The organism is Mesorhizobium sp. M0317, assembly GCF_040321555.1.
Classification (GTDB): domain Bacteria; phylum Pseudomonadota; class Alphaproteobacteria; order Rhizobiales; family Rhizobiaceae; genus Mesorhizobium.
This window is the reverse complement of the sequence record NZ_JAMYRV010000002.1, coordinates 280,876-294,298: the sequence shown is the minus strand read 5'-3', so window position 1 is coordinate 294,298 and position 13,423 is coordinate 280,876. Positions and strand designations below refer to the sequence as shown.

16 protein-coding genes are annotated in these 13,423 nt (G+C 62.8%); 8 read left to right on the top strand and 8 right to left on the bottom strand.

Features of this window, described 5'->3' with window-relative positions; genetic code table 11:
- Positions 1–49 precede the first annotated feature (49 nt).
- Positions 50–289 carry a DUF2188 domain-containing protein gene (locus NKI88_RS03715; protein ID WP_023667535.1) on the top strand — a complete coding sequence of 80 codons (240 nt, stop codon included), beginning with the start codon at positions 50–52 and terminating at the stop codon, positions 287–289.
- A gap of 119 nt (positions 290–408) precedes the next feature.
- Here the strand turns inward: NKI88_RS03715 and NKI88_RS03710 are convergent, their stop codons facing one another.
- Complete coding sequence (locus NKI88_RS03710; protein WP_023688343.1) at positions 409–681, bottom strand: hypothetical protein; 273 nt, start codon at positions 679–681, stop codon at positions 409–411.
- Positions 682–745: 64 nt separating this feature from the next.
- The gene (locus tag NKI88_RS03705; RefSeq protein ID WP_352653768.1) at positions 746–1,741 is read right to left on the bottom strand and encodes an alpha/beta fold hydrolase; all 996 of its coding nucleotides are present in this window, start codon (positions 1,739–1,741) and stop codon (positions 746–748) included.
- 174 nt (positions 1,742–1,915) lie between these two features.
- Here NKI88_RS03705 and NKI88_RS03700 point away from each other — a divergent pair, with 174 nt between their 5' ends.
- From NKI88_RS03700 to NKI88_RS03670, 7 genes are all read left to right on the top strand, one after another.
- A complete protein-coding gene (locus tag NKI88_RS03700) occupies positions 1,916–2,656 on the top strand; it encodes a competence/damage-inducible protein A (protein ID WP_352653767.1) in 741 nt (246 codons plus the stop codon).
- A 98-nt stretch (positions 2,657–2,754) separates the two neighbouring features.
- On the top strand, positions 2,755–3,588 hold the full coding sequence (locus tag NKI88_RS03695) for a universal stress protein (RefSeq protein WP_023667539.1): 834 nt from the start codon (positions 2,755–2,757) through the stop codon (positions 3,586–3,588).
- A gap of 87 nt (positions 3,589–3,675) precedes the next feature.
- A complete protein-coding gene (gene gpt / locus NKI88_RS03690; RefSeq protein ID WP_023667540.1) occupies positions 3,676–4,176 on the top strand; it encodes a xanthine phosphoribosyltransferase in 501 nt (166 codons plus the stop codon).
- Positions 4,177–4,382: 206 nt separating this feature from the next.
- Complete coding sequence (locus NKI88_RS03685) at positions 4,383–4,880, top strand: NUDIX hydrolase (RefSeq protein ID WP_023667541.1); 498 nt, start codon at positions 4,383–4,385, stop codon at positions 4,878–4,880.
- A 185-nt stretch (positions 4,881–5,065) separates the two neighbouring features.
- Complete coding sequence (locus tag NKI88_RS03680; protein WP_023681541.1) at positions 5,066–5,386, top strand: ArsR/SmtB family transcription factor; 321 nt, start codon at positions 5,066–5,068, stop codon at positions 5,384–5,386.
- Positions 5,383–5,847, top strand: a complete 465-nt coding sequence (locus NKI88_RS03675; RefSeq protein ID WP_023748750.1) for an SRPBCC family protein — start codon at positions 5,383–5,385, stop codon at positions 5,845–5,847. Before NKI88_RS03680 ends, NKI88_RS03675 begins: the two co-directional genes overlap by 4 nt.
- Before the next feature lie 26 nt (positions 5,848–5,873).
- Positions 5,874–6,287 (top strand): GFA family protein, encoded by a 414-nt coding sequence (locus NKI88_RS03670; RefSeq protein ID WP_352653766.1) that lies wholly within the window; start codon positions 5,874–5,876, stop codon positions 6,285–6,287.
- A gap of 43 nt (positions 6,288–6,330) precedes the next feature.
- On the opposite strand, the gene NKI88_RS03665 is transcribed toward NKI88_RS03670, so the two are convergent.
- The 6 genes from NKI88_RS03665 to NKI88_RS03640 form a co-directional block, all read right to left on the bottom strand.
- Positions 6,331–8,136 carry an ABC transporter ATP-binding protein gene (locus tag NKI88_RS03665; protein ID WP_023735337.1) on the bottom strand — a complete coding sequence of 602 codons (1,806 nt, stop codon included), beginning with the start codon at positions 8,134–8,136 and terminating at the stop codon, positions 6,331–6,333.
- 392 nt (positions 8,137–8,528) lie between these two features.
- Positions 8,529–8,939, bottom strand: coding sequence for a GNAT family N-acetyltransferase (locus NKI88_RS03660; protein WP_023735336.1), 411 nt, complete (start codon positions 8,937–8,939; stop codon positions 8,529–8,531).
- Positions 8,940–9,009: 70 nt separating this feature from the next.
- Positions 9,010–9,960: a diacylglycerol kinase catalytic domain-containing protein gene (locus NKI88_RS03655; RefSeq protein WP_050588495.1), complete on the bottom strand. Its 951-nt coding sequence runs from the start codon at positions 9,958–9,960 to the stop codon at positions 9,010–9,012.
- A 13-nt stretch (positions 9,961–9,973) separates the two neighbouring features.
- Positions 9,974–10,858 carry an SPFH domain-containing protein gene (locus tag NKI88_RS03650; RefSeq protein WP_023667548.1) on the bottom strand — a complete coding sequence of 295 codons (885 nt, stop codon included), beginning with the start codon at positions 10,856–10,858 and terminating at the stop codon, positions 9,974–9,976.
- Between the two features lie 32 nt (positions 10,859–10,890).
- Positions 10,891–12,606 carry an NAD+ synthase gene (locus NKI88_RS03645; RefSeq protein WP_023667549.1) on the bottom strand — a complete coding sequence of 572 codons (1,716 nt, stop codon included), beginning with the start codon at positions 12,604–12,606 and terminating at the stop codon, positions 10,891–10,893.
- A 62-nt stretch (positions 12,607–12,668) separates the two neighbouring features.
- On the bottom strand, positions 12,669–13,376 hold the full coding sequence (locus NKI88_RS03640; RefSeq protein ID WP_352653765.1) for a DNA-3-methyladenine glycosylase I: 708 nt from the start codon (positions 13,374–13,376) through the stop codon (positions 12,669–12,671).
- Between the last annotated feature and the right edge of the window lie 47 nt (positions 13,377–13,423).

Here is a 13,423-nt window from a genome sequence, read left to right as displayed (position 1 = left end):
TGCAATGAAAAACGGGCCGCATTGAGCGGACGGACGAACCGGAGGATTCATGGCGAAGCTGACTTACAAGATCGTCGAGCATGACGGGGGCTGGGCCTACAAGGTCGGTTCAACATTCTCGGAGACATTCCCGACCCACCAGGATGCGCTGCGCGCCGCCGAGATCGCCTCGGCCGAACAGCAGATCGCCGGCGCCACGGACGGCATCCAGTATGAGGATGCCGAAGGCAAGTGGCACGACGAACTGGCCGACGGCCGCGACCGGCCGCAGACCGAAGTTTCCGACTGATCCTTGCCCCTCAGCTTTCGCTGCCGGCCATGGATGCTCGCCTAAGCAATTCCCTTGGGAATTGCGTGTCAAAACAAACAGGCGGGACATCCTGCCGGTCAGTCGAAGCCGCGGCTTGATCACTTGCCGCAATATTGATCGTTCACGTTGGGCCTCACATTTCCATAGGGTCCTGACGGGTCGGAGGCGCACGGCCCCGTAGCGCCGCCATAGCCTTGGCTGCCGTCGGCATTGATGCTGCCGGTGGTGCTCTGGTCGACGGTCGATGACTGCTCGTTCCCGAACGGCCACCAACTGTGATGGTTGGAATACGTGCTGTCCGATGACTGCGCCATCGCCGATGTGGCAAGACCGATCGTCAGCACGGATGCTGCAAAAACTTTCCTGTACATTGAATTACTCCGTATCCGCCGCCTTGGGTGCGACACGGGGTAAACCGGATATCAGCCGAATGGTTCAGTGAAATTGTTGTGAGGCTGTGGTGAGGTCTTGGCCGGCGAATGTCCGCTCGGCAATGCGCTTGATGAAGGCGATGACGCGGTCCGGCTCGACGAATTGCGGCATGTGGCCGAGGCCTTCGACCGTCTCGAAATCGAGCCCTTCGATCCTGTCCTTCATCGGCTCCCCATGTATGCGCATGGCGATGACGCGATCGGCTGTCCCGAAGAAAATCCCGGCCGGCATGGCGATCTCTCCATAGCGCTCTTCGATGCGGCCAAGATCCTCTTCGACCGCCACGAAATCGGTGGAGGTCGCATGGAAATGGACAGGCCTCAGCCCGAGCCATCCGCCGCCATCGATCATGTAGTCGGCGGGAACGGCCTGCGGCGAGAAGATGAACTCCAGTGTCTGCCGCGCATATCTGAGGCTTGTCGGTATCGCGACGGTGTAGGCCATGATCCAGCGCCAAAGCCGCGAACGGATATAGAGCAGGCCCGCTTTCTCGCGGACGCCGGCTTCCAGATGGGTCAGCGGCGCCAGCAAGGCGATGCCGGAAATCGCGCCGGGATGCTCCAAGGCCAGGGTCAGCGCGACGGCGCCCCCCAGCGAGTGCCCGACCACGAGCGGCCTTTCCAGCCCGAGTGTTTCGATGAAGCGCCTGATGATCTCGGCCTGTTCAGGCAGACGGCCGGTGGCTCCTCGCGCGCGAACAGAATAGCCCGATCCCGGCCGGTCGAGTGCAATGAGGCGGTAGCCAGGGCCAAAGCGCTCAAACAGCGTGTGGCGAAACTGGTGGAGCTGCGCGCCAAGTCCGTGCACGAACAGGATCGGCCGTCCCTCGCCCGTTTCGACATAATGGATGCGGCTGCCGTCGATCTCGACGAAGTTTCCGCTGGCCGGCACCAGCCTTTCGGCCTTGGCGGCAATCCAGAGCGTAGCGGCCACCAGGCAGGCCACGATGACGAGAGCCAGCACGGACAGGCCGGCGACAAGCAGAATCGATACCAGCATGTTTCACCCGGGGAGCGGACCGGCGCGCACCATCACCCACTGACGAACGCTCGGCAAGGCAGATGGCGGCTTGTGTCGGCATTGCCGCCAGTTCGATGTCGCGCTATCTCAGGCGACCTTCTTTCTGCCTCAGGCGACCTTGTCTGCCAACGGGCCTGTTTGCCGGAGCCTTCCATGCCTGAAATCGTCACTGCCGCCATGCTTGTCATCGGCGACGAGATTCTGTCCGGCCGCACCAAGGATAAAAATATCGGCCACCTCGCCGACATCATGACGGCCATCGGCATCGACCTGAAGGAAGTGCGCATCGTTCCCGACGAGGAGGACGAGATTGTCGCTGCGGTGAATGCCGTACGCGCCCGCTACACCTATGTCTTTACCACCGGCGGCATCGGCCCGACGCATGACGACATCACCGCCGATTCCGTTTCCAAGGCTTTTGGGGTGCCGTGCGAATACGACGCCAAGGCCTATGCCATGCTGGGCGAGAGCTATGCCGCGCGCGGCATCGAATACACCGAGGCCCGCAAGCGCATGGCGCGCATGCCGCGCGGCGCCGACCATATCGACAATCCGGTCTCCGTCGCGCCCGGCTTTCGCATCGGCAACGTCCATGTCATGGCCGGCGTACCGGCGATTTTCCAGGCCATGCTCGACAATGTCGTGCCGACGCTGAAGGCCGGCACCAAGATGCTGTCGGCCACCGTCCATTGCCCGTTCGGCGAAGGCCTGATCGGTGGTCCCCTGGGCAATATCCAGAAGGCGCATCCCGACACCATCATCGGCTCGTATCCGAAATATGGCGACGGCAAGTTCTGGACGGAGCTGGTCGTCCGCGCCCGCAGCCAGGAGGCGCTGGATTCGGCACGCAAGGACGTCGAGGCGATGGTGGCCGGCTTCACCGCCGCCAATTGACCCTGGGTTCGCGGCCCATCGCCGGGCCGGAACCAAGCACCGCACTCCCACGTTTTCCCTCGGGCGCAGCACGCGCCGGCAGATTTGAGGGATTTCGCATGCGCTTCAAGACCATCGTCGCCATATTGCAGAACGAACAGGACGCCGAACGCGTGCTCGACTGCGCCATCCCGCTTGCCGACCGGTTCGAGAGCCATCTCATCGGCATCCATGCCGAAGCGCTGCCCGTTCCCTACACCTCGGCAACCGGCTTCCCCGACACCGAGTTCCTGCAGGTCTCCGCCGACATGAACCGCGAGCGCGCCGAGAAACTGCAGGCGCTTTTCGTTGGGCAGATCGAGAATTCCGGCCTTTCCTTCGAATGGCGCAGCCTCGAGAGCTTTTCCGGCGACAGCGCGCTGACGGGTATTTCCAGCGTGCGCGCCGCCGACCTGATCATCGCCGCGCAGCGCGAGACCGGCGGCGACCAGAGCGCCGATGTCGACGCGCTGGTTTACGATGCCGGCCGGCCGGTGCTGGTGGTGCCGCATGAGGGGCCGTTGGTCACCACATTCAAACATGTGCTGCTGGCCTGGAACGGCAGCAAGGAGGCGGCGCGTGCCGCCTTCGACGCGCTGCCCTTCATCATCGAGGCCGAGAAAACCGACATTCTGGTCATCGATCCGCCGGATACGCTGGATGACAACCCGGAAGCCGCCGGCGCCGAGATCGCCGCAGCACTCTCCAGGCATGGCGCAACGGTCAGCGTGTCGGTGCAGAAATCGGGCAACGCCTCGGTCGATGACGTCATCCAGACCCGGATCGCCGAGACCGGAGCCGACCTTCTGGTGCTCGGCGCCTACAGCCATTCCTGGCTGCGTCAGCTTTTGTTCGGCGGCGTCACGCGCACCGTGTTGCGCAGCGTGCCGGTGGCGGCCTTTTTGTCGCGTTAACTCCACAGACTGGCCCCGCCCTTGCCAATGCCCTGACTTTCCAGTTAATTCCGCGCGCATTCCACAATGTTGCGCGCGGAGTGCAGAATGTCCCTTCCCGAAAAAGCCTTTCCGGTCTCCTGGGACCAGTTCCACCGCGATGCCCGGGCGCTCGCCTGGCGGCTTGCCGGCGCCAACAAGGGTCAGTGGAAGGCCATCGTCTGCATCACCCGTGGCGGCCTGGTTCCCGCTGCCATCATCTCGCGCGAACTCGGCATACGCGTCATCGAGACGGTCTGCGTCGCCTCCTATCACGACTACACCAGCCAGGGGCAGTTGCAGGTGCTGAAGGAGATCACGCCGGCGCTGCTCGCCGATGATGGCGCGGGCGTGCTGATTATCGACGACCTCACCGACACCGGCAAGACGGCAGGCATCGTGCGCGCCATGATGCCCAAGGCGCATTTCGCCACCGTCTACGCCAAGCCGAAAGGCCGGCCGCTGGTCGACACCTTCATCACCGAAGTCAGCCAGGACACCTGGATCTACTTTCCCTGGGACATGGGTTTCACCTACCAGAAGCCGATCGCCGACGATCACGCCGGCTGATTCGCGCCAGCCCATTTCTGCCCAGACGGCCAAACCGGCCCCGTTTGCTATGAAAACAGGCACTGGAAGGGACAATGTTCTGTCGAATCGACAGGTGTTGGCGGATTTGACGGGTCGGTGTGATGTTTTTTACTTTTAAGACTTACACTTGTCGGTAAGATTCATACGGCGGCTAACGATTCTGAGGGCTGGGGTAGCTTTCACTGATGCTGACGACACCGGCGACACACGACCATCTGGCTGAAAGGGTCCGCAAGCTCTTCGGCACTTCGCCTTGTCGCCTGCAGGTTGCCGCTTTGCCATGGCGCAATAACGAAGACGGCGTCGAGATCATGCTGATCACCAGCCGAGACACCGGGCGTTGGGTGCTGCCGAAGGGCTGGCCCGAGGCCAGGGAGCCGCTCTGCGAGGCAGCGGCGCGCGAGGCGGGCGAGGAAGCCGGATTGCGTGGCAAGATTTCGCTCTTCGAGGCCGGTCGTTACTTCTACGCCAAGGCCCTCGCGTCCGGCGAGGAAGTCCCTTGCGAAGTGCTGGTGTTTCCGCTGCAGGTCGAGCACGTTGCCGACCGCTGGAAGGAAAAGCGCGCGCGCACCCGCAAATGGGTCAATGGGGCCGAGGCCGTACGCATGGTCAACGAGCCGGACCTCTGCCAGATCATCGCCCATTTCTGCGCCGATCCCGACAAGTTCGTCGTTAGAGCCTAGCTCACAGCCACCGCTGCATAGTCCTGCGCGCCCGCACCGGTTCTTGCCCCGATTCCGGGCTCGGTGCTTCGCTCCGCGCGCCAGCAATCCGACACTATAAATCCCTCCCCTTCAGGCCAAGCTTAGCCACAGCTTGACATGCAGGCATTTACCTGCATATTGTGTCTTCAAGATGAGTGAGACCGATGGACGCCGACAAGGTTTTCAAAGCGCTGGGCGACCCGACCCGCAGAATGCTGCTCGATCTTCTGTGTGAGAAGAACGGCCAGACGCTCGGCGAGCTTTGCGAAAATCTCGACATGGCGAGGCAATCCGCCACGCAGCACATCGATCTGCTGGAAGCGGCCAATCTGATCAGCACGGTCAAGCGTGGCCGAGAGAAGCTGCATTTCATCAACCCCGTGCCGCTGCACGAAGTCTACGAGCGGTGGGTGCGAAAATTCGAACGGCAGCGGCTGAGCCTGCTGCACGACCTGAAACAAGAACTCGAAGGAGACGACCAATGACCCGGGAAACCACCAGTTTTGTCTACGTGACCTACATCAGATCGACGCCACAAAAGGTGTTCGAAGCCATCACCAGGCCCGATATCGCCAAGCGCTACTGGGGCCACGAAAACGTCTCCGACTGGAAGCCCGGCTCGAAATGGGAACATATTCGCGCCAATGAGGAGCGCTCTGTCGAAGTCGTCGGCAAGGTGGTCGAAATCTCGCCGCCGACCCGCCTGGTCATGAGCTGGGCCAACGCCTCGCAGGCCGACGATCCCACCAAGCACAGCCGGGTGACGTTCGCCATCGAGGAATACGACACCATGGTCAAGCTGACCGTCAGCCATGACGAGCTCGAAGCCGGCAGCGGCATGGCCAAGGGCATCAGCCAGGGCTGGCCGGCCGTGCTGTCCAGCATGAAATCCTTCCTCGAAACCGGCACAGGCATCGACCTGTTCGCCAAGCCGAAATCGGCCTGAAGCAATCTGACAGCGGGAGAACGACAATGACCAGGCACTATACCGGCGGCTGCGCCTGCGGCGCGATCCGCTATGAGGCCAGCGGCGAGCCGATCTTTCAGAACCACTGCCAATGCCTCGATTGCCAAAAGCGCAGCGGTACTGGCCATTGTTCCTATGTGACCTTCGGCCGGCGCGCTGACGTAAAGATCACCGGCGAGCCGAGCACATGGCGGATGATCGCCGACAGCGGCAATGAAAAGGCCCAGGCCTTTTGCCCGACCTGCGGCACGCCGGTCTACGTAACGTTCGTCGCCGTGCCGGAGGTGACGGCGATCCAGGCCACGAGCCTCGACGATCCCGGCCAGTTCGACCCGCAGGCGGTCACCTACACCGTGCGCGGCCACGCCTGGGACACGATCGACCCAGCGCTTCAGCCATTCGAGCGAATGCCTGGATGAACTAGGCAGAGCCCTATCCCTCGGATAGGGCTCTGCGTTCAGCTCAGATCACCAGGCCCTTGGTCAGTTCCAGCGCCTGCCGCTCGAACAGGCGGCGGTAGATGCCGCCCTTCAGCCGGATCAGCTCGTCATGCGAGCCTTCCTCGACGATCTTGCCACGGTCGAACACGAGCAGCCTGTCCAGCGCCCGCACCGTCGACAGACGGTGTGCGATGACCAGCGTCGTGCGGCCGACCATCAGCCGCTCCATCGCCTGCTGGATCAGCACTTCCGATTCCGAATCGAGGCTCGATGTCGCCTCGTCCAGGATCAGGATGCGCGCATCCGCCAGGAAGGCGCGTGCGATCGCCACGCGCTGGCGCTCGCCGCCCGACAGCTTCACGCCGCGTTCACCGACCAGCGTGCCGTAGCCCTTCGGCAGGCTGGTGATGAAGTCGTGCGCGCTGGCGAGCTTGGCGGCATGCTCGATCTCGGCCTGCGTGGCGTCCGGACGGGCATAGGCGATGTTTTCCGCCAGCGAGCGGTGGAACAGGATGGGCTCCTGCTGGACGATGGCAATCTGCGCGCGCAGCGACGCCTGTGCAACCTGGGAGATGTCTTGGCCATCGATCAGGATCCTGCCGCCGCTGACATCATAGAGACGCTGGATCAGCTTCACGAAGGTCGTCTTGCCCGAGCCGGAATGGCCGACCAGTCCGACCCGCTCGCCCGCCGTTATCTCCGCCGAAAAGTCGCGGTAGAGCGGCAAGCGATGGCTACCATAGTGGAAGGTGACGTTATCGAAGGCGATGTGGCCATGCGTGATCCGGATCGGCTTGGCGCCGGGCCGGTCCTCGACGCCGAGCGGTTGCGACTGGAAATCGACCAGTTCCTCCATGTCGTTGACCGAACGCTGCAAATTGCGGATATGCGTGCCGATGTCCCTGAGGTAGCCCTGCAGCACGAAGAACGAGGTCAGCACGAAGGCGACATCGCCCGCACTTGCCTGGCCCCAGGCCCACAGCATCAGCGACAGGCCGATTACTGCCGTCCGCAGCACCAGCAGCATGGCGCCTTGCGTCGTGCCGTTGATGGTGCCGCGCACCCAAGTGCGGCTGGTCCGCGCGCGCCATTTGGCGACGACCTTGGCAAGACGCGTTTCCTCGCGCGTCTCGGCGCCGAAACCCTTGACCACGGCATTGCAGCTCACCGCATCGGCAAGCGAGCCGCCAAGCCGCGTATCCCAGCTGTTGGCGAGCCGTGCCGCGGGCGCGACATAGCCGAGCGACAGCAGCGCCGTCACGGTGATGAACAGCAGCGAGCCGACTGCCACGACCAGCCCCATCAGCGGCCAGAACCAGCCGAGCAGCAACGTCGAGCCGACCAGCATGGCGACCGACGGCAGCAACGCAATCAGGATGGTGTCGTTGAGCAGGTCGAGAGCCCACATGCCGCGCGTAACCTTGCGCACCGTCGATCCGGCAAAGCTATTGGCGTGCCAGTCGGTTGAGAAGCGCTGCACGCGATAGAACGCGTCGGCGGCGATGTCGGCCATCATCTTCAGCGTCAGCTCGACAATACCCATGAAAGCCAGGTTGCGCAGCACCACGCCGGTCAGCGCCAAAGCGATGAGCGCGGAGAACGCCGCCATTGCCGCATTCCACGCGACATCGTCAGCCAACGCACTGCTGGCTACGGCGTCGACCAGCCGGCCGGAATAGAGCGGCGTCAAGACATCGGCCAGGGTCGACAGCAGGAAGCTGCCCATGATCAGCGAAAGCCGCCACGGCTGGCGCCGCCAGTGGCTGAGCGTGAAGCCAAGAACGCTGCGAAAGGCGCTTGCACGCAGATCGATTCGAAAACGAGGCATGATGTCCTCCGGGCGCAAAAATGCCCGGTCCCGGTAAGGTCGAAAAATTGAAAACCGCGCTGGGCAATTCGCCCTGATATGCGGAGGTTCGGCATAGGTGGCGGCGCGCCCTAGATATCGGGTGGCGACCGGCATCGGCAAAAGCCTGTACTCGACCCGGCATCGGCGCGAAGGACAAGCCTTCGCCGGACGCCAGGTGAGACCTAAGCTTCGCGGCCTCGCATTACCATGTGAAATACTGCCATTCGGACCTCCCGCAAGGCAATTGCGGAGCGGTCCTTATAGAGACGCCTCGGCGGATCGCCAAGAGCGAGCGAGCGGCAATGCGTATCTGGTCCAACCACTGAGGTTATTTTGCAACAACTGGCGGGCGAGCCCGCACGGCGCATCGCTCAATCAGGGTTGCGATCGAGGCGCATATAGCGGCCATCGGTCGATGCCTTGAAGCCCAGCTTCTCATAGACGCCATGCGCGTCGCTGGTCGACAGGCTCCAGTGCGAGACCGTGCTGAGCTCAGGGTGATCGATGAGCGCCCTCACCAGTTGCAAGCCAATGCCCCGGCCGCGCTGCTGCGGCCAGATGATGATGTCGGCGAGATAGGCAAACACCGTACGGTCGGTGATGGCCCGGCCAAAACCGACTTGATTCCCATCCAGATAGGCGCTGGCGCAAAGCGAGTTGGCAAAGGCGCGGCGATGAAACTCATCGCTGCGACCGTCGCCCCAATAGCTGGCCATCAACAGGTCGGAGGTCGCCCGGAAATCGATCCGTGACATGTCGAAGCTGATTTCACAGTCGGGCATGGTGCATCGCAAAGAATGGCGGGCGGCCGAATTCAGTCCGGCCGGTGATTTGGCTGCCCACGTGGCGCGTTTATGGCACCACGAGATAGGCCTTCTGGTCGGCGATCGCGATGGTCACGTCGGTGCCGGAATTGAACTCGACGAAATCGAGCTCCATCCCGTCGCTGAAGATGACGCCGCCCCTGCTCTGCCGCGAAGAAACCACCAGCGGCCGGTCGCGGGTGATGACGCCATGCACAAGCGACACGCCGGTCGTGTTGCTCGGAAACGGTTCGCGCACCGAAAAGAACAGCTGTTCGCCTTCGCGATCGTAGCCTTGCGGCGGCACGGTCGGCACGGAGTTGTCACCATAGGCCGCGGCCAGTCCCGCGGCGCCCGCCATCACCGAGCGCAGCCAGCCGGTGGAGCCGGCGCCCGTGGAGATGATAATGCCGCTCGACGACTGGCGCTCGGTCCTGCCGCCATAGGTCAACTCGTAGCGCGCCGAGACATGCGTCGAGGCGCCGACGTACAGATCGTTGAAGGCGATCAGCCGGCGTCCGTCATTGGAGCGCGCTTCGGCCATCACCACCGCCTGGCGCTTCGCCTTGCCGGCGATCGTCAGGCCGAGGACCTTTTCGGTATCGTCGGCATTCCACGGCAGCAACACGCCGTCGAAAAGCGCCGGGTTCGGGTTGATGCCGATCAGCGGCTGGTACGGGAGGTACTTCGCGGTGTTGGACACCAGCCCGTCCTGACCGAGCGCGATCACCGCGTCGGAGCCGAATTCGAACTGCGGTACCAGTTCGCGGTCGAGCCGCAACTGTTTGAGGCCTTGGGGAAGCGAACCCATCACCCGGTCGAGCGCCTGGTGATAGACGTCATGCGCCGCCTTGACCGGGTCGAAATTCATGCCGGCCTGCCGGAGATAAAAGCGCGCCTGTCCCTGCGTGTTGAAGCGCGTCGTCAGCTCCTCCAGCTCGGTCTTGCGGGTGACGACGATCACCCGGTCGATCGGCCTGCCGCTCTGGTCGCTTGCCACCCGTGCTTGCCTTTCAGGACCCGGCTTTCGGCGTGGAAAGCTGGCTGAGCGCGCTGGTGAGCATGTCAGGCGTGATCGACAGATTGCCGACCGAACCGCCCTTTTCCGCCCAGGCCTTGAAGGCCATCGCCGTCAGCACGTGGGCGGGCGCCGACGAATAGACGGTCAGTTCCAGCTGCTGCGCCTTGGCTTGCGCCTCGGCAAGCGTCAGCTTGTTGCGCGCTTCGGTGTCGACCAGCAGCTTGTTGCGTTCGGCAAGCTCGATTTCGGTCGCCAGTTCGCTCTGCTTGATCTCGCGCTCCTTCTCCACGCCCCAGGCACGGCGCCCATAGATCGCCGCATCGGCCTGGCGCTGCAGCGCCTCGCGATATTCGGTCTGGAGCGCCTTGCGGATCTCCGGCGTCGGCTGGACCGAGGTGATGTGGACCTCCTCGATCGACAGGCCGGCGGTTGCCGCAATCGGATCGTTGCGCAGGAGTTCGGCGAGATTGCCGCCGAGCTTGGTCACCTCGGCCAGCGCCTGTTCCAGCGTCATGCTCGAAACCACCGCGCGGGCGCGGCTCTGTATCGCAAGCACCAGGCGCTCGGCGATCTTCTCCCGGCCGTCGCCGACGACGTCGGCACGGCTGAGCTTGGCGCTGAAATCAAAACCTTCGGCTGCCTTGAGTGGATCGATGATGCGGTAGCTGACCGACCCCTGGATTGCCAGATCCTGGAAATTCGCCGTCGTCTCGGTGAAGATGAAAGGGTTGTCGAGCGACGTCACCGGCACCATGGCGATGGTGGTGCCGAACGTCCCGTACCAGAAGGAGATGCCGCGCCCCTGCTCACGGACCTTGCCGTTCTTGAAGCGCAGGATGTGATATTCAGGCGTTCCCTTGAAATAGCTGAAAAACATGAAAGCCCCAAGGTTCTCTAATTAAACGAAGTTCAGCCGCGATCCCTGAAACGGTTGGTGATGGGATAGCGGCGGTCGCGGCCAAAATTCTTCCGGGTGATCTTCACACCCGGCGCCGCTTGCCGGCGTTTGTACTCGGCAATGTAGAGCAAATGTTCGACGCGCGTCACCGTCGCCCGGTCGTGGCCGCGCGCGACGATGTCGTCGACGCCCATTTCGTTCTCGACCAGGCATTCCAGAATGTCGTCCAGCACCGGATAGGGCGGCAGCGAATCCTGGTCGGTCTGGTTCTCGCGCAATTCCGCCGACGGCGCCTTGTCGATGATATTCCTGGGGATCACCTCGCCTGAGGGACCGAGCGCGCCCGGCGGCACATGGCTGTTGCGCCAGCGCGACAGCGCATAGACCTGCATCTTGTAGAGGTCTTTTATCGGGTTGAAGCCGCCATTCATGTCGCCATAAAGCGTGGCGTAGCCCACCGACATCTCGCTCTTGTTGCCCGTGGTGACGACCATCGAGCCGAACTTGTTGGAAATCGCCATCAGGATCGTGCCGCGCGCGCGGCTCTGTAGATTCTCTTCGGTGATGCCTTCCTTGGTGCCTTCAAAAAGCTGCGCCAGCGTGTGTAGGAAACCCTCGACCGGTTCGAAGATCGGCACGATGTCATAGCGGCAGCCAAGCGCACGGGCGCAATCCTCGGCATCCTTCAGCGAATCCTCCGAGGTATAGCGGTAGGGCATCATCACCGCCCGCAGCCGCTCCTCGCCGAGCGCATCGACGGCCAATGCCGCGCAGATCGCCGAATCGATGCCGCCGGAGAGACCCAGCACGACGTTCTTGAAGCCGTTCTTGTTGACGTAGTCGCGCAGGCCCAGCATGCAGGCACGGTAGTCCGCCTCTTCGCGCTCGGGGATTTTCGACATCGGCCCTTCCGAGCAGACCCAGCCGCCAGAGTTATCTGCATTTTGCGCGCCTGCGGCGACACGGCTGCGCTTCCAGGTGGTGACATCGACAGTTTCCTCGAACTGGCTCATCTGGAAGGCGAGCGTCTTGTCGGCGCCGATGGCAAAAGAGGCGCCGTCGAAGATCAGCTCATCCTGGCCGCCAATCTGATTGGCATAGATCATCGGCAAACCGGTCTCGATGACCTGGCGGATAACGACCTGATGGCGCACGTCCATCTTGGCGCGGTAGTAGGGCGAGCCGTTCGGCACTAGCAGGATTTCCGCGCCGCTCTCGGCCAGGGTTTCACAGATGCCAACGTCGCCCCAGATGTCCTCGCAGATCGGAATTCCGATGCGCACACCACGGAAGTTGACGGGTCCCTGAGCCTCGGGCCCGGCCTGGAAGACGCGCTTCTCGTCGAACTCGCCATAGTTTGGCAAATCGAGCTTGTAGCGCTCGGCGAGGATCTTGCCGCCATCGGCGACGATGATCGAATTGTGGGTGCCGCTCTTGCGCTTCAGCGGCGTGCCGATGATGACGCCCGGCCCGCCATCGGAGGTATCCGCGGCGAAATCCTGAGCGGCCTTCTCGCAAACCTTGAGGAAGGCCGGCTTCAGCACCAGATCCTCCGGCGGATAACCGGCAAGGAAAAGCTCGGTGTAGAGCACGATGTCGGCGCCCTGGCGGGCGGCATCCGCCCTCGCCTCGCGCGCCTTGGCAAGGTTGCCGGCGACATCGCCGACCGTCGGGTTGAGCTGGGCAACGGCGATGCGCAGAATATCGGGTGCGGTCTTCTGGGTCATCTGTGCGGTTTAGCGCGGCAAATTTGCCCGAGCAATGGCGTTCGTTTGGACCAATTCGGTGATCAGTCGTCGCCCATATATTCGCGCAGCGATTGCGGCGAATGGTTCTCTCCGATCGACATCGCCAGAATGCGCGAAATGTGCCGGCGCGGCAGGCCGGTTTCCTGCGCCCATTTGTTGATCTGCGCCTGAATCCTGTCGAGATCCCTCTTCGACGTCGGACTTTCGGCGATGTCGAGGCCGGCGTCACGCAAAGCCGCGACCATATCGGCCGAGATGACGAAGGCGTCCCATTGCAGCCAGCGCAGGAAATACTGGCCGCCAAGCCGGCTGCCATGCTTGCCGAGATACGCCATCAGCCCGACCTGGTCGTCGTCAGGCCACTCCGCGAGGAATTTGCCGAAACCGCCATGTTCCTTCGACACACGCTCAACGAAGGCGGCGTTGTCGCGGACGGATTTGATCTTCTGCGGGTTGCGCACAATGCGTTGATCAGCCGTCAGGTCGTGCCAGAAGTCATCAGGCTGAAACAACAGCCGTTTCAGCTCGAAATGGAGAAACGCGTCCTCGAACCCAGGCCATTTCTGTTCGATAACGCGCCAGACGAAGCCGGCGGCAAACACCCGCTCGGCCATCGTCGACAGGATGCGATCGTCCGTAATGTCGGCAACGGCAGCATTGTCAGGCGCCGGCCCGAGCAGCGAGGTCAGCACCGCGTCGCCGCCTTTGCGCTTTGCTGCACGGGCGCGAATCTTCGCGAAATCGGGCATCCTGCATTCTCGCGCCGCGCTTTTGACGAAACGCCATCTTCCTATAT